This window comes from Microbacterium sp. NPDC090007 (genome assembly GCF_044748345.1).
Lineage (GTDB): Bacteria > Actinomycetota > Actinomycetes > Actinomycetales > Microbacteriaceae > Microbacterium.
Map to the genome: position 1 here is coordinate 425,576 of NZ_JBIVFV010000001.1, position 14,493 is coordinate 440,068.

The window sequence follows — 14,493 nt, forward strand, 5'->3', positions numbered from 1 at the left end:
GTCGTTACTTCGCAGCCTTCTCGGCGGACTCGACCTTGCGGGGTGCGGCGGCCTTGCGGGCGGCCTTCTCCTCGGAGCGCTTGGCCTCGGCGGCGACCTGGGCGATCGCTTCTTCGGCGCGCAGGACCTTGGTGCGCATGATCTGCTCGTTCAGCTTCAGCTGACGGTCGAGCTCGTTCGTGGCCTCGCTGGTCGCGACGAAGTTGACGACGGCGTAGATGCCCTCGTTCTTCTTGCGGATCTCGTAGGCGAGACGACGGCGGCCCCAGATGTCGATCTTGTCGATGGTTCCTCCATCGGCCGTGATGACCTTGAGGAATCCGTCGAGCTTCGGAGCGACCTGGCGCTCGTCGACCTCGGGATCGAAGATGACCATGAGTTCGTACTGGTGCGTCACTAACCCACCTCCTTCGGACTAGAACGGCTGACGGGCATTTCCCGGCAGCAGGAGGGTGTGTTGCACGTCGTCACGGACTCACACGCGCATGGGCGTCGCCGGACAACCTTCGTAGTCTAACGGATGCCGCGCCCCACCGCCGCGTCCGGGCGTTCAGCCGTCGGTGGCGGGCCACGGCCGGCCGCCATCCCCGTTCGGGGCGCATCCCGCACTTCGGGGCGAGAATCGTCCGTCCCCAGCCGCAGAGTTGCACCGGACCCGACCGGCCGCTCCCTCTCGGCGCGGGGCCCCGCTACGGTCGAAGGCGGGGAGGCGACTCATGACGACATCGGCACAGCTCGACACGGCACCGCTGACCGAACCGGTCGACAAGGGGGCGGTCACGGCGTTCACCGCCGCGCTCCGTGAGCGCGGCGCGCTGCGGGGCCGCACACTCTCGATCGTCGTCCTGGCGGTCATCGGGGTGGCGTTCGCGATCGTCGTCGTGCCCATCCTCTTCTCACTGATCGTCTCGATCTTCTCCGGCAGCGGCGGCGTCGCCGTCGTCGCCCTCCCCCTCCTCGTGATCGCCGCGATCGTCGTGGTGGTCGCCGTGGCGATCATCCGCGGCTTCGGGGGCGCGGCCGTCCGCCGCTTCCGGCTCGACCGGTTCGCGCGGGCCAACGGCATGACGTGGCATCCGGGGTACAGAAACCCCCCGCTGCCCGGCATGATCTTCGGCATCGGAAACGACCGCGGCACGCACGACCCGGTGCGGCGAGAGGAGCCACGGTTCGTCGAGGTGGCCAACTACACCTACGAGACCGGGTCGGGCAAGAGCAAGCAGACGCACCGCTGGGGGTATGCGGCGCTCCGCCTCGACACGCCTCTTCCGCACATCGTGCTGGATGCCGTCGGCAACAACGGACTGTTCGGCGGAACCAATCTGCCCGTCGCCTTCGGGCGGGGGCAGCGGCTGAGCCTCGAGGGCGACTTCGACCGGCACTTCGCCCTCTATTGCCCCGAGGGGTACGAGCGTGACGCGCTGTACCTGTTCACACCCGACGTCATGGCCCGCTTCATCGACAACGCCGCCCAGCTCGACGTCGAGATCATCGACGACTGGCTGTTCCTCTACGCGCGTCGGGATCTGTCGACGCTCGACCCCGCGACGTGGCGATGGATCATGTCGACGGTGGCGGCCCTCGACGACAAGCTCGCGCAGTGGGCGCGGTGGCGCGACGAGCGCCTGACCGTGGCTCCCACGGCCGGGGCGGCGGCATCCGGTCTGCCGGGGACGGCGGCATCCGACTCCCCGGGGGCGGTTCCGCTGCTCACTCCCCCACCGGCCGGCGTCGCGGTGCCCGGGCGCAGGCTCCGCCGCAGCTTCTCGTGGGTGACCGTGCTGATCGCCGTCGCGATCGGCGGATGGTGGCTGTTGACGATCGTGTTCGACCTGCTCAGCTCGTGAGCCGCCGACGCCGCGAACGGCGCGGCACCGTCTCGTCGCGAGGCGACAGCGATCCGCGTCACATCATGGCGCGCCGACCGGACCGACCCCCGGTCAGTGGGCCGACCAGCCGCCGTCCATCACGTAGCTCGTCCCGGTCACCATCGCGGCATCCGGTCCGGCGAGCCACAGCGCCAACGAAGCGACCTCGGCGGGCTCCACGAGTCGCTTGATCGCGGCATCCTGCAGCAAGACGTTGTGGAGCACCTCGGATTCGGGGATGCCGTGGGCCCGCGCCTGATCGGCGAGCTGCTTCTCGACCAGCGGCGAGCGCACGTACCCGGGGTCGATGCACACGCTCGTGACCCCGTGCGGGCCACCCTCGAGGGCCGTGGTCTTGGACAGGCCCTCCAAGCCGTGCTTCGCCGTGACGTACGCGGATTTGTAGGCCGAGGCGCGGATGCCGTGGACGCTCGAGACGTTCAGGATCCGCCCGAAGCCGCGCTCGTACATGCCCGGCAGCGCCGCGCGGATGAGCAGGAACGGTGCCTCCAGCATCAGCCGCAGCATGAACGAGAAACGCTCGGGGTCGAAGTTTTCGATCGGGCTGACGTGCTGGATGCCGGCGTTGTTGACGAGGACGTCGACGTCGAGCGTCAGCTCCCGCAACGCGAGCGTGTCGGAGAGGTCGACCGCCCAGGCCGCTCCCCCGATCTCTCCCGCGACGCGGTCCGCCGCCTCGCCGTTCACGTCGGCGACCGTGACCGTGGCCCCGGCCGCCGCGAACGAGCGGGCGACGGCCTCGCCGATACCGCTCGCGCCCCCCGTGACGAGGGCGCGGCGGCCGGTGAGATCGATACTCATCGAGTCCCCTTCGCGCCGACGGTCGCGCGGTCGGCGGTGCGTGCCGCATCGGCGGCGTCGATGTCGCGCAGCGAGATGCTCCGCGTTTCCTTCAACGACAGCACGGCGATCGAGGTGACGATGCACGCCACGACGATGTACACGGCGATCGGCAGCCAGGAGCCGAAGTCGCGGAGCCACTGCGTCGCGAGGATCGGCGCGAGGGATCCGGCCAGGATCGCCGTGACCTGCGCGCCCAGCGAGACGCCCGAGTAGCGCATACGGGTCGGGAACAACTCGGCCATGACGGCGGGCTGCGGGGCGTACATGCCGGCGTGGAAGACGAGTCCCACGGTGACGGCGAGCACGATCATCACCGGGTTGAGCGTGTCGAACATCGGGAAGGCGAAGAACGCCCAGGTGGCGCTGAGGATCGCCCCCGCCAGATAGACGGGCCGGCGGCCCACGCGGTCGGCCAGACGGCCGAGCGGGGGGATGACGGCGAAATGCACGATGTGGGCGATGAGCAATGCGAGCAGCAACTGGCTGGTGTCGTAGCCGTGCACGACCTTGAGGTACACGATCGAGAAGCTGACCACGATGTAGTAGACGATGTTCTCGGCGAAACGCACGCCCATCGCCTGCAGGACGCCCTTGGGGTAGCGCCGCAGCACTTCGACGACACCGAACGAAGTCGCCTTCTCCTTCTCGACCTGCGCCTTGGCCTCGAGGAAGATCGGGGCCTCTTCGACGTGCCGACGGATCCAGAAGCCGACGAGGACGATCACGGCCGACAGCCAGAACGCGATACGCCAGCCCCAGTCGAGGAACGCGGCGGGGCTCAGCACGAACGACGTGATCAACAGCACCAGGGTGGCGAGCAGGTTGCCCACGGGCACGGCCGCCTGCGGCCAGCTCGACCAGAACGCACGGCGGCGGTCGGGGCTCTGCTCGGCGACGAGCAGCACCGCTCCCCCCCACTCCCCGCCCACGGCGAAGCCCTGGATGAAGCGCAGCGCGACGAGCATCGCGGGGGCCCAGTAGCCGACGCTCGCGAAGCCCGGCAAGCAGCCCATGAGGAAGGTCGCGACGCCGACGATGATGATCGTCGCCTGCAGCGTCGGCTTGCGACCGAAGCGGTCACCGATCTGGCCGAACACGATGCCGCCGAGCGGACGGGCGACGAAACCGACGGCGTAGGTGACGAAGGCGGCGATGATGCCGTCGAGGGGCGACCCCGACGAGGGGAAGAAGAACGTGCCGAAGACGAGGCTCGCGGCGGTGGCGTAGAGGAAGAACTCGTACCATTCGACGACCGTGCCGGCCATCGATGCGGCGACGACCCGGCGGATCCGGTTCGAGCCGGAGGCGTCTGCGGTGTGCGACGCGGTGGTGGGGGAATCCATGTTGCTCCTTCGGTGTCGACGGTGACATCCGCGCCCCAGTCTGAACGTCTGCTGTAAAGGCGACAATGCCCACTTACGCCGCCGCGGTGTGCAGAATTGCACAATGGATGCCGCCTCCCTTCGCTCGGGTTCGGTTCGCGCCGACGATCTGCTGATGCTGCTGGCCGTCGCCCGCACGGGCACCTATTCCGCCGCCGCGCAGGTGCGCGGGGTCGACCACACCACCGTGGCGCGCCGCATCTCGGCCCTCGAGGACGCACTCGGCGGCCGTGTCGTCGCGCAGTCCGGTCGCGGATGGGAGCTGACCGCGCTCGGTCGCCACGCGAGCGAGACCGCCGGGCGCATCGAGGCCGCCCTCTCGCAGTTGGCCGCCGGGGGAGAGGAGCCCGACCCGGTCGCCGGCGTCGTGCGGATGTCGGCGACCGACGGTTTCAGTGCCTTCATCGCGGCTCCCGCGATCGCGCGGTTGCGGCAACGGCATCCCGAGCTCACCGTCGAGATCGTCGCCGCGCAGCGCCGCGCGGCCCTGCACCGCCCGGGTCTTGACCTCGAGGTGGTCGTCGGGCAGCCGCAGACGTCACGGGGGACGACCGTCGAGCTCGGCTCGTACACCCTCGGGATGTACGCCTCGCGGTCGTACCTCGACACCCACGGCGTTCCGCGCGATATGGACGAACTGCAGCGGCACCGCCTGGTCTACTTCGTCGACGCGATGCTGCAGGTGGAGGCGCTCGACCTCCCGCGCCGCGTCGTGCCGCAGATGCGCGACGGGGTGACCTCGACCAACGTCCTCGTGCAGGTCGAGGCCACGCGTGCGGGAGCGGGGATCGGCATGCTGCCGTGTTTCGCCGCCGACCGGCACGACGACCTCGTACGTCTGCTGCCCGAGCTCGTCACCGAACGATTGCCCTACTGGATGGTCGTACGGGCCGACGCGATGCGGATCCCCGCCGTCGTCGCCCTCGCCGAAGCGCTGCGCGAGCAGACCGCGCGCTCGCAGGCCATGCTCGACGGGGTGGGGTGAGGGGCTCAGACGGTCCCGAGGGCCCGTAGCTCTTCAGCCGCCTCCGCACCCGTGCGCAGCCCCAGTGCGGGAGCGACCTCGGCCGCGAGAAGCTCGATCGAACGCAGTGTGATCTCGTGCGCGGGGTCGACGGAGTGCACCTGGAACGCCACGTCCGTGGCCCGTGCGAGGGTCTCGTCCGCAGCCAGTGAGGCGATGACCTGATCGACTGTTCCGAGGTGCGTATCGGTCTGACGGGCGAGACCGCGCAGGTCGCCGTCTGCATTCCGCTTGAGGAATGTACGTGTCAGGCGCCGCACACCGTCCTCGGCGCCCCGCCACGCCTCGTCGAGTCGACCGGCATCCACCACCACCGCCGTGCGGGAGGCGAGGATCCGTGGCGGAACCCCGTCGGGAAGGGACGCGAGGTAGGCCTCGACGATCGGCACCTGCACCTCGTGCAGCGCCTGCCCCGGATCCCGCGGTTGGGTGCGAGAGAGCAACAGGCCGTCTCCGGCCGCCCCGGCACGACGGCCACCGTCGACCGAGAACGTCGCCTGCCACAGTCGATCGCCCAGGTGGGGCGCCGCGGGGTTCAGGCGCAGATCGGTGCGACGGATGCCGCGCCCCGCGAACGCGTCGCGCACCACCGCGACGTGGGCGGCCTGCAGATCGCGACGGTCGTCCGACGAGCGCTCGAACGCGGCGAAGGATGCGGGGTTCCGCCCGTGCCGATCCCCAGCTGCACGCGGCCGCCGCTGAGGGCGTCGACGAACGCGGCGTCCTCCGACACCCGCACCGGGTCGTCGATCGGCAGGGTCACGATTCCGGTGCCGAGCGCGATCCGCTCGGTCTGCACCGCAGCCGCGGCCAGGAACGGGAAGGGGGAGGGCAATCCGCCCTCGTCGCGATCGAAATGGTGCTGAGCCACCCACGCGGACGCGAACCCGTGCTCCTCGGCGGCGCGGACCTGCGCGAGGGCCGCGCGATACTGCTCACCGTCGGTGCCGGCATCCAGCAGTCTGGTGAAGAAGCCGAGTCGTGCGCCGCTCATGCCGGGTCCTTTCCGTTCTATGCCCGCCGTGGAATGTCTCCCTCCAGGCTAGGACGGATTCGCGGGGTCGCGGCCGTGGTCAACGCACCGCGACCTCGATCGGGTCTCCCGTGCGTTCCAGGTCGGCCTCGAGCTCGCGCGCGATCGGGATCACGGTCTCACCGAAACGCTCCAGCTCCTCCTGGAAGTGCAGGAAGCCCAGCAGGAACAGGTCCACACCCCGCTTCTTGTACTCGATGATGCGCTCGGCGATCTGCTGGGCGTCGCCGAACAACTGCGTACGGAACCCGTCGTTGTACTGCACGAGGTCGTCGAACGAGGAGTCGGCCCACATCCCCTTCTTGTCGGCCGTCGCATTTCCGGCCTCCTGCACACTCTTGCGAAAGCCCTCGACGGCGCCGCCATCGGCGTGAGCGATGATCTCGCGCAGCTGCGCCTCGGCCTCGGCGCGGCTGTCACGCTGGATGACGAACCCGTTCAGACCGAAACGCGTGCGCCGGCCGTGCTCGGCGGCGATGCGCGTGACGTCGTCGTATTGCTCGGTGAAGCCGTCGAAGTCCTTTCCGTTCGAGAAATACCAATCCGAGAACGCTCCCCCGTTGAAACGGGCTGCCGTGGAATTGCCGCCCTGGAAGATCTCGGGGTGGGCGCGCCCGGGCACCTCGTACGGGAACGGGCGCAGGGTGAAGTCGGTGATGTCGTAGTGCGTGCCGTGGAACGAGAACTTCTCTTCGGTCCACAGGCCCCGCAGGATCTGGATGAACTCGGCGGCGCGCTCGTACCGCTCGTCGTGCTCGAGCCATTCCAGCCCCAGGTCGGTGTACTCGTCCTTGAACCAACCGCTGACGACGTTGACCGCCGCCCGCCCGTGCGAGAACTGATCGGCCGTGTTGATGAACTTCGCCAGGACCGCAGGATGCCAGATTCCGGGGTGGATGGCCGAGATGACCTTGAGCTTCTCGGTGGCCAGCAGCAGCGCGAGGCTGATCGACGTGGACTCGTGCTGCTGGGCGGCGCCGTAGCTGGAGGCGTAGCGGACCTGGCTGAGGGCGTATTCGAAGCCCACCCGCTCGGCGGTGCGGGCGAGCTCGACGTTGTAGTCGTAACCCCAATCGGTGCGCTGCTCGATCGAGCTGATGACGAGCCCACCGCTCACGTTCGGCACCCAGTAGGCGAACTTCAGCGGCTCGTGGGTGGGGGTGGTGTCGGTCATGGGGTCCTCCTGGCGAGATCGGAACCCCGATACCGTCGCACCGGGGTGGCGTGGCGTCAACGACATATGACGGAGCGTTTCGCCGCGTGACGCTGCGCCTCTCGAGCCGGGTGAGGATGGAACCATGACCTCACCCCAGCGCGTGCGTTTCGGTTACTGGACCCCGATCTTCGGCGGCTGGCTGCGCAACGTCGACGACGAGCAGACCCCCGTATCGTTCGCGCACGTCGCCGAGATCGCCCGGGCCGCGGAGGAGGGCGGGTTCGACCTGACCCTCATTCCCGAGCTCAACCTCAACGACATCAAGGGGGTCGACGCGCCGTCGCTCGACGCCTGGGCCGTGACGGCGGGACTGGCCGCGGTGACATCGAAGCTCGAATTGCTCGCGGCCGTTCGACCGGGGTTCCACAACCCGTTCCACACGGCGAAGCAGGCCGCGACCATCGACGAGATCAGCGGCGGCCGGTTCACGCTCAACGTCGTCTCGGCCTGGTGGGCCGAAGAGGCGAAGCAGTACGACGGCCTGTTCAGCGCGCACGACGACCGGTACGCCCGCACGATCGAGTGGGTGGAGGTGCTGCGCGGTCTGTGGTCCGAGACGCCGTTCGCCTACGAGGGCGAGTACTACCGCACCGAGGGCACCTACCTCGAGCCGAAGCCCCGCGTGCGGCCGCGCCTGTACGCGGGTGGTGAGAGCGAGGCGGGTCGCACCGCGATCACGCGCTTCGCCGATGCCTACCTCACGCACGGGGGCACGCTCGAGGAGCTCGAGACGAAGGTCGCCGATATGCGCCGACGCCGCGCCGAGGCCGGCGCGACGCCGTTCGAGGCCTTCGGCATGGCCGCCTACGGCATCGTCCGCGACACCGAAGAAGAGGCGCAGGCCGAGATCGACCGCATCAGCGATGTGCGCGGGGGAGCGGCCTACGGCTCCTACCAAGACTTCGTGAGCAAGTCGAAGCTCGACACTCAGATCGACCTCAAGGAGTACTCGGTCTCGAACCGGGGCCTGCGCCCGAACCTCGTCGGAACCCCCGATCAGGTCGCGGAACGCATCGTGGCGTTCGCGAACGTGGGAGTGTCGACGCTGCTGCTGCAGTTCTCGCCGCACCTCACCGAGCTGCAGCGCTTCGCCGCCGACGTGATCCCGCGCGTGCGGCGCCTCGAGGCGCTCCGCGACGCCTGACGCGGCGGTCGGCCGCGCCGCCGGTGCCCCCGCCCCCGCCCCGCCCCGCCGGTGCCCGTCGAGTGTCCAAGACACACCGTTGTTTCCCGACAGGTCCGGAGTGTCTTGGACACTCGACAGGACGGAGGATGCCGTACGCCCCCGGGAGCGCTCGGGTCAGCGCACGGCGGGCACAGACCCGAGGCCCGGTGGGTCAGAGTGCCGGGTGCTGGCCCGAGCCCCGTGGCTCAGCGTCGAGCGCGCCGGGCCTTCACCCGAGCGCGGCGGGTCAGCGCGCCGCGCGGAGCGCCTGGTCGAGATCGGCGATGAGGTCGTCGGCATCCTCGAGCCCGATCGACAGGCGGATGAGGCCGTCGGTGATGCCGAGGCGGTCGCGCGTCTCTTGCGTGAATCCGAGGTGCGTGGTGGTCGCGGGGTGCAGGGCCATCGAGCGCGTGTCGCCGATGTTGGTCATGCGGCTGAACAGGCGCAGTGCGTCGAAGAAGCGCTCGGCCCCGGCCCGGCCACCGTGGACCGTGAACGAGAAGACCGACCCCGACAACCCGTCGTAGTCGCGCAGGGCGATCTGGTGCTGCGGATGCGAGGGCAGGCCCGCGTAGTCGACGCTTTCGACGGCGTCGTGCTGCGCGAGCCATTCGGCGATGGTCCGCGCACTCGCGAGGTGCTGCCGCATGCGCACCGACAGCGTCTCCATGCCCTGCTGCAGCAGGAAGCCGTTGAGCGGTGAGAGTGCGGGACCCGTGTCATTGGCGATCCCGAACCGCAGCGACAACTCGAACGCGCGGGGACCGAACGCGTCGAGGTACGACGGGTGGGTGGCGACCGGGGTGTCGGTGATGGCCGGGTACGAACGCGTCGATCCCGCCCAGTCGAACCGCCCGCCGTCGACGACCGCCCCTGCCAGGTTGGCGCCGTGCCCCGAGAGGAACTTGGTCGCCGAGTGCACCACGATGTCGGCCCCGTGCTCGAGGGGACGGATCAGGAAGGGCGTGGCGATGGTGTTGTCGACGACCAGGGGGATGCCGTGGCGCTGCGCCACCCGCGCGACGGCGTCGATGTCGACGACGTCGTTCTTGGGGTTGGGCAGGGTCTCGGTGAAGATCGCCTTGGTCTCGGGCCGGATGAGGGCGTCCCATTCCGCGTCGTCGGTGGGGTCCCACACGTATTCGACATGCACGCCCATACGGGCGAACGTGCGGTCGAACAGCACCCGGGTGCCGCTGTAGATGCTGGCGGTCGAGACGAGGTGCTCTCCGCTGCCCGCGAGTCCCAGCAGCGCCATGGTGATCGCGGCCTGGCCCGATCCGACCACCAGCGCCCCGGAGCCGCCCTCGAGCGAGGCCAAGCGCCGCTCGGCCACCTGGTTCGTGGGGTTGGCGTTGCGGGAGTAGAGGTGACCGAGGTCGGCGGCGGAGAAGCGATCGGTCGCCTCCTGGAACGAGGCGAAGCGATAGGCGGCCGACAGGTGCACTGGGGTGATGCGGGAGCCGTGCGTCAGATCCTCTTCTTCGCCGGCGTGCACCTGTCGGGTGGCGAAACCGAACCCCGCCCACTCGCTGTGCGGCGCGGAGGGCTCAGCCACGCACACCCGCCACTTCGCGCGGCAGCAGTGAGCCGAGCCACCGCGCGATCTCGCGCGGTCCCGAGCGGGGCGCGGTCGCCTCGACGTCGGGGTTGTAGTTGGTGTTCGTGTTGACGTCGTAGGTGACGGTGCGGCCGTCGCGCGTTTCGATGAACTCGATGCCCGCGATGCCGACGCCCTCGGCCGCGAGGAACGCCAGGTAGCGGTCGATCAGGCCGGGATCGACGTCGTCGCGCCGACGGAACAGCGGCTCGGGCTCCACGCCGTCTGCGCCGGGCACCGCGCAGGCCTCGGCCGGGCACAGCTCGAAGCTGCCGGCGCTCGTGTCGACGCGCACCGCGTAGACGAACTCGCCGCCGACGAACTCCGCGCGCGTGACGAACGGCGTCTTCGCGACGAGAAGCTCCTGCAGCAGGGTGATGCCGTCGGGGGAGGGCTCGAAGTCGGGTCCCGCGACCCAGGTCGCGAACTCGTCGACGCTGTCCCAGCGGCGCACGCCCAGTCCCTTGCCGCCCTGGTTGTGCTTGCTGATGAACGGCGCGCCGAACTCCTCGGCCTTGGCTGCGAGCTCCTCGGTGCCGAACACGGCGACGGTACGCGGCACGTCGATGCCCGCGTGCCGCAGGGCGGCGTGCTGCGCGACCTTGCTGACCTCGAGCTCCAGCACGTCCGCACCGTTGATGACGGTGCGCCCCCACGAGGCGAGCCAGCGCAGCACGGCGCGACCGAATTCTTTGCTGTGGGCGTGATCGCGGGTGTGCGCCGAGGCGCTCAGGCGCGACCAGAACACGCCCTCGGGCGGCTCGACGGCCAGGTCGATCGAGCCGTCGGTGAGCAGCCACTCCTCGAACGCCACCCCCTCGGCCTCGAAAGCCGCCGCGAACGGCGGGATCCACTGGGGGTTCTCGTGAATGACATAGACCTTGCCCGACATGTCGCCAGGCTAACCCGAGCCGCCGACATCCGGCTCGCCGGTCGTCACGCGGCGACACCGGCTCACGGCATCCATAGGCTCTTGTCATCGCAAGGGGGATGCCATGACTTCGGACTTCATCGACGCCAACCGCGCCAACTGGGACGAGCGCGCGACGCTGCACGCCGCGCGCGACGGGTCGGGGTACGGCGTCCAGCGATACGTGGACGATCGCGAGGCGCTGTCGGACGTGGTGCGCTTCGACCTGCCGCTGCTGGGCGACATCGCCGGGCGGCGTACCGTGCACCTCCAGTGCCACATCGGCACCGACACCCTGTCGCTCGCGCGCCTGGGCGCGCACGTGACGGGATTGGATTTCTCCGAGAACGCCGTCGCCGAGGCGCGGCGACTCGCCGCCGAGGCGGGAGTCGAGGCCGCGTTCGTGCAGTCCGATGTGCGGGATGCCGCCACCGTCCTCCCGCGAGAGAGCTTCGACCTCGTGTACACCGGCATCGGCGCCCTCTGCTGGCTGCCGTCCATCGACGACTGGGCCGGGGTGGTGAACGACCTGCTCGCCCCCGGGGGCACCCTTCACCTGCGCGAATGTCACCCGGTGCTGTGGTCGATGGACGAGGAGCAGCCCGGCCTGACGCTGGCCTTCCCCTACTTCGAGCAGACGGCGCCTCTCGCGTGGGATGACGACAGCACGTACGTCGAGGTGTCCGCGCCGCTGACCGCGACCAAGACCTACGAGTGGAACCACGGCCTCGGCGAGATCGTCACGGCCCTGCTCGCCCGGGGTCTGCGCATCGACGCCCTGGTCGAACACGACAGCGTTCCGTGGGAGGCGCTCCCGGGCCGCATGACGGAGCGAGCGGACGGCGAGTTCGCGCTGACGCAGCAGCCGTCGGTGATTCCCCTCAGCTACACGCTGCGGGCGTCGAAGCCGGCCTGACGCGGCTCCTTCGGTCGCCCACCGCCCGTGCAACAGCCCACCATCCGACGGCGAATATCAGGACGAGAACCATCGCCGAGGCGAAGGACCCGTCGATGACGACCGCCGGGGAGCCACCGGCGTCCCGTTCGCCGGTGAACATCACGACGAACGGGATGCCGGTCGTCACCGCGCCCGTGAAGGCGATGGCGGCGAGTGCCATCAGCGCTATCGCGAGCAGGCAAACGCCGACGACGAACCCGCTGAGCAGAACAGTCGCGTGACACGCGGCATCCCGAAGCGGCCTTCTCACGGGGGACAGTATGAACGCGACGAGATAGCACGCCGGACAACGTGAGGTACCACTGAAAGGGTGACGCTCCCGAACGCGGGTGATGAGGAAGACGATCAAGTGCTGCCGCGTGCGGAATCACCTTCCGGGCGAATTCTCCTCGTCCCCCGTTTGGCCGGCTCGGACTGCTGATAGTGAGGCTTTCAGCGATTAATCATGTAAACATGCGCTCTTTTGTAGGGTGCTTCCGCGGCCTTCTGACAACCAAGCGGGACCCATGTCAGTCACTTCATCTGCCTACGACGAGGTCGCAGAAAGGTGTACCCGATGAGAACTTTCACCGCGCACCGCCGGGCTGCGCTTGTGTCGGAGATGAGTATCGCCACCGTCGCGTGCTGCGTTCTTGCTCTCTCGGCAACGCCCGCCTCAGCGGAAGGTAACGTCGACACGACCGACCCCTCCGCCGTCGCAGCGCTTGTCGCAATCGTGGCACCCGACGGTTCAGATCCCGTCGATGCAAGCGCGACGGACAGTGGCTTCGAAACATCCACACCGAATGCCACGGCCTCAATCCCCGTGGACCCCACGCAGCCGATCCAGGTGACGACCGACATCGCCGGCCGCGAGATCTCGGCCAACATCGCTCTACCGGACGGACTCGACCTCACCGGTGCAGAGGCCGCGGCAGACGGAACCGTCGTCTACCCGAGCGGAAGCGACGCGAGCGTCGCTGTCCAGACCCTCGAATCCGGCGATACTCGGGTGCAGACGATCATTCCGGATCGGAATGCCACTCACGAGGCTGCGTTCGGCATGGAGGGGTTTCGCGCAGTAATTGACTCTTCCGGCAACGCCGGCTTCGTCCAGGACGGACACGAGGGCGCATTCGTTCCCGTCGCCGCAGCCTGGGCAACGGACGCGACCGGGGGCCCGTGCCCACTCGCTACGAAGTGAGGGGGGATCGACTTGTTCAGATCGTCAGTCCCGCGGCGGACACGGTCTACCCGATCGTCGCTGACCCGACGTGGGGCTGGCGCAATGCCGCTTGGGGTCTCACGCTGAGTCGGTCGGAGACGGCGCGCATCAAGGACTACGCTGCGGCCTCAGCGTTCTGCGCTTCGCTCGCGAAAAACCAGCGCCTCACATACGCCTGCGGGACGTGGGCGGGTTATTTGCAGGTGCAGGCCGCAACCGCAAATAACCTTCGACCCAAGGGGTGCCTGCACATCGTTGTCGCCCCATTGCCAGGCGCGATCTCCCACACATATTGCTGAGCCATGGACGACATCCTCGAGTTCCTCCGAGTCCCCGTCGTCGTCACCTCGATCGCCTGCCTGGTGGGGATAGGAGCAGGGCTGGGTCATGAGTCAGGCAGTCCTTCGGCGCTATGGGGGTCGGCGGGAGCCGTCTTGCTCAGCGGCTTGATCTTCGCTGCTCTTGCCCCCGACGCGACCCTCGCGCCGTCGCTCGTCGTCATGGGCTTTTCCGTGACGGCGGTGTTGCGGGACAGCCGGCGGCGGAGAAGATCCCGACGCGCCGCCGGAGACACGTGAATCACAGGGGTGCGTCTCGGGCAGACCCCGAGGCGCACCCCTCGGACCTCCGAGGGAGATGTCCGCCCGCCAGGTCGCCGTGACGTGCGCGGGGAAGGCGTCGTCAGGATGAGTTCACACGACCCCCTCGGGCTTGGCTCGTCATTCGGAACGAACACCCAGACCGAACGCCTCCGCCTCCTCCTCCGTCAACATCCTCGACCGGATGAGAAAACGCATTCCCGTCGGCCCCTCGACCGAGAAGCCCGCCCCGCGCCCCGGCACCACGTCGATCGTCAGGTGTGTGAACTTCCAATACTCGAACTGCGACTCCGACATGTAGACCTCGATGGGGTCGTCCAACCCCACGTCGATGGCGCCGAGGCGCACGTCGCTGGGGCCGGTGAGGAACATCCCCACGGGGTAACACATGGGCGAGCTGCCGTCGCAGCAGCCGCCCGACTGGTGGAACATCAGCGGGCCGTGCTTCGCGGTGAGATCGCGCAGCAGCGCAGCCGCGGCATCCGTCACATCGACGCGGGAGAGCTGGGTCGTCATGTCCCACTCCTTTCGGTTCGTGTCCTAAAACTGTCGTTCGAAGACTCTCCGACCCGCCATTCGTGGGACGAGTCCCCACCTCGGCGGAAAGGGTGTGACCCCCGAGCCGGAGCCCGGGGGTCACGAGGACCGGGGCCACCCGCCGCGGCCC

The 14,493-nt window shown here is 68.9% G+C and carries 16 protein-coding genes; 6 read left to right on the top strand and 10 right to left on the bottom strand.

Annotated features, from left to right (window positions below; all coding sequences use genetic code 11):
- Positions 1-4 precede the first annotated feature (4 nt).
- Positions 5-397: a 30S ribosomal protein S6 gene (rpsF, locus tag ACIPVB_RS01995; RefSeq protein ID WP_058622540.1), complete on the bottom strand. Its 393-nt coding sequence runs from the start codon at positions 395-397 to the stop codon at positions 5-7.
- A 319-nt stretch (positions 398-716) separates the two neighbouring features.
- Here rpsF and ACIPVB_RS02000 point away from each other — a divergent pair, with 319 nt between their 5' ends.
- Positions 717-1,847 carry a hypothetical protein gene (locus ACIPVB_RS02000; RefSeq protein WP_400366511.1) on the top strand — a complete coding sequence of 377 codons (1,131 nt, stop codon included), beginning with the start codon at positions 717-719 and terminating at the stop codon, positions 1,845-1,847.
- A gap of 93 nt (positions 1,848-1,940) precedes the next feature.
- Here the strand turns inward: ACIPVB_RS02000 and ACIPVB_RS02005 are convergent, their stop codons facing one another.
- A complete protein-coding gene (locus ACIPVB_RS02005) occupies positions 1,941-2,690 on the bottom strand; it encodes a 3-hydroxybutyrate dehydrogenase (RefSeq protein WP_400366513.1) in 750 nt (249 codons plus the stop codon).
- The gene (locus ACIPVB_RS02010) at positions 2,687-4,075 is read right to left on the bottom strand and encodes an MFS transporter (protein ID WP_400366515.1); all 1,389 of its coding nucleotides are present in this window, start codon (positions 4,073-4,075) and stop codon (positions 2,687-2,689) included. The genes ACIPVB_RS02005 and ACIPVB_RS02010 overlap by 4 nt, the downstream gene beginning before the upstream one ends.
- Before the next feature lie 103 nt (positions 4,076-4,178).
- On the opposite strand from ACIPVB_RS02010, the gene ACIPVB_RS02015 reads away from it, so the two are divergent.
- Positions 4,179-5,099 carry a LysR family transcriptional regulator gene (locus ACIPVB_RS02015; RefSeq protein ID WP_400366516.1) on the top strand — a complete coding sequence of 307 codons (921 nt, stop codon included), beginning with the start codon at positions 4,179-4,181 and terminating at the stop codon, positions 5,097-5,099.
- A 5-nt stretch (positions 5,100-5,104) separates the two neighbouring features.
- Here ACIPVB_RS02015 and ACIPVB_RS02020 read toward each other — a convergent pair whose 3' ends face one another.
- From ACIPVB_RS02020 to sfnG, 3 genes are all read right to left on the bottom strand, one after another.
- Entirely contained in the window at positions 5,105-5,725 is a 621-nt protein-coding gene (locus ACIPVB_RS02020; protein WP_400366518.1) for a hypothetical protein, read from the bottom strand.
- Positions 5,674-6,132: an LLM class flavin-dependent oxidoreductase gene (locus ACIPVB_RS02025; protein ID WP_400366520.1), complete on the bottom strand. Its 459-nt coding sequence runs from the start codon at positions 6,130-6,132 to the stop codon at positions 5,674-5,676. The genes ACIPVB_RS02020 and ACIPVB_RS02025 overlap by 52 nt, the downstream gene beginning before the upstream one ends.
- Positions 6,133-6,211: 79 nt before the next feature.
- Complete coding sequence (gene sfnG / locus ACIPVB_RS02030) at positions 6,212-7,345, bottom strand: dimethylsulfone monooxygenase SfnG (protein WP_400366522.1); 1,134 nt, start codon at positions 7,343-7,345, stop codon at positions 6,212-6,214.
- A 124-nt stretch (positions 7,346-7,469) separates the two neighbouring features.
- Between sfnG and ACIPVB_RS02035 the strand changes: the two genes are divergently transcribed.
- Complete coding sequence (locus ACIPVB_RS02035; protein WP_400366524.1) at positions 7,470-8,531, top strand: LLM class flavin-dependent oxidoreductase; 1,062 nt, start codon at positions 7,470-7,472, stop codon at positions 8,529-8,531.
- Between the two features lie 268 nt (positions 8,532-8,799).
- Here the strand turns inward: ACIPVB_RS02035 and ACIPVB_RS02040 are convergent, their stop codons facing one another.
- Complete coding sequence (locus ACIPVB_RS02040; RefSeq protein ID WP_400366526.1) at positions 8,800-10,113, bottom strand: O-acetylhomoserine aminocarboxypropyltransferase/cysteine synthase family protein; 1,314 nt, start codon at positions 10,111-10,113, stop codon at positions 8,800-8,802.
- Positions 10,106-11,047: a RimK family alpha-L-glutamate ligase gene (locus ACIPVB_RS02045; RefSeq protein ID WP_400366528.1), complete on the bottom strand. Its 942-nt coding sequence runs from the start codon at positions 11,045-11,047 to the stop codon at positions 10,106-10,108. Before ACIPVB_RS02045 ends, ACIPVB_RS02040 begins: the two co-directional genes overlap by 8 nt.
- A gap of 103 nt (positions 11,048-11,150) precedes the next feature.
- Here ACIPVB_RS02045 and ACIPVB_RS02050 point away from each other — a divergent pair, with 103 nt between their 5' ends.
- On the top strand, positions 11,151-11,981 hold the full coding sequence (locus ACIPVB_RS02050) for a class I SAM-dependent methyltransferase (protein ID WP_400366530.1): 831 nt from the start codon (positions 11,151-11,153) through the stop codon (positions 11,979-11,981).
- Here ACIPVB_RS02050 and ACIPVB_RS02055 read toward each other — a convergent pair.
- A complete protein-coding gene (locus ACIPVB_RS02055) occupies positions 11,947-12,273 on the bottom strand; it encodes a hypothetical protein (RefSeq protein ID WP_400366531.1) in 327 nt (108 codons plus the stop codon). The genes ACIPVB_RS02050 and ACIPVB_RS02055 overlap by 35 nt on opposite strands.
- A 306-nt stretch (positions 12,274-12,579) precedes the next feature.
- Here ACIPVB_RS02055 and ACIPVB_RS02060 point away from each other — a divergent pair, with 306 nt between their 5' ends.
- A complete protein-coding gene (locus tag ACIPVB_RS02060; protein ID WP_400366533.1) occupies positions 12,580-13,206 on the top strand; it encodes a hypothetical protein in 627 nt (208 codons plus the stop codon).
- A 323-nt stretch (positions 13,207-13,529) separates the two neighbouring features.
- The gene (locus ACIPVB_RS02065; protein ID WP_400366535.1) at positions 13,530-13,805 is read left to right on the top strand and encodes a hypothetical protein; all 276 of its coding nucleotides are present in this window, start codon (positions 13,530-13,532) and stop codon (positions 13,803-13,805) included.
- A gap of 141 nt (positions 13,806-13,946) precedes the next feature.
- On the opposite strand, the gene ACIPVB_RS02070 is transcribed toward ACIPVB_RS02065, so the two are convergent.
- The gene (locus ACIPVB_RS02070; RefSeq protein ID WP_108318063.1) at positions 13,947-14,342 is read right to left on the bottom strand and encodes a DUF779 domain-containing protein; all 396 of its coding nucleotides are present in this window, start codon (positions 14,340-14,342) and stop codon (positions 13,947-13,949) included.
- Positions 14,343-14,493: the final 151 nt, after the last annotated feature.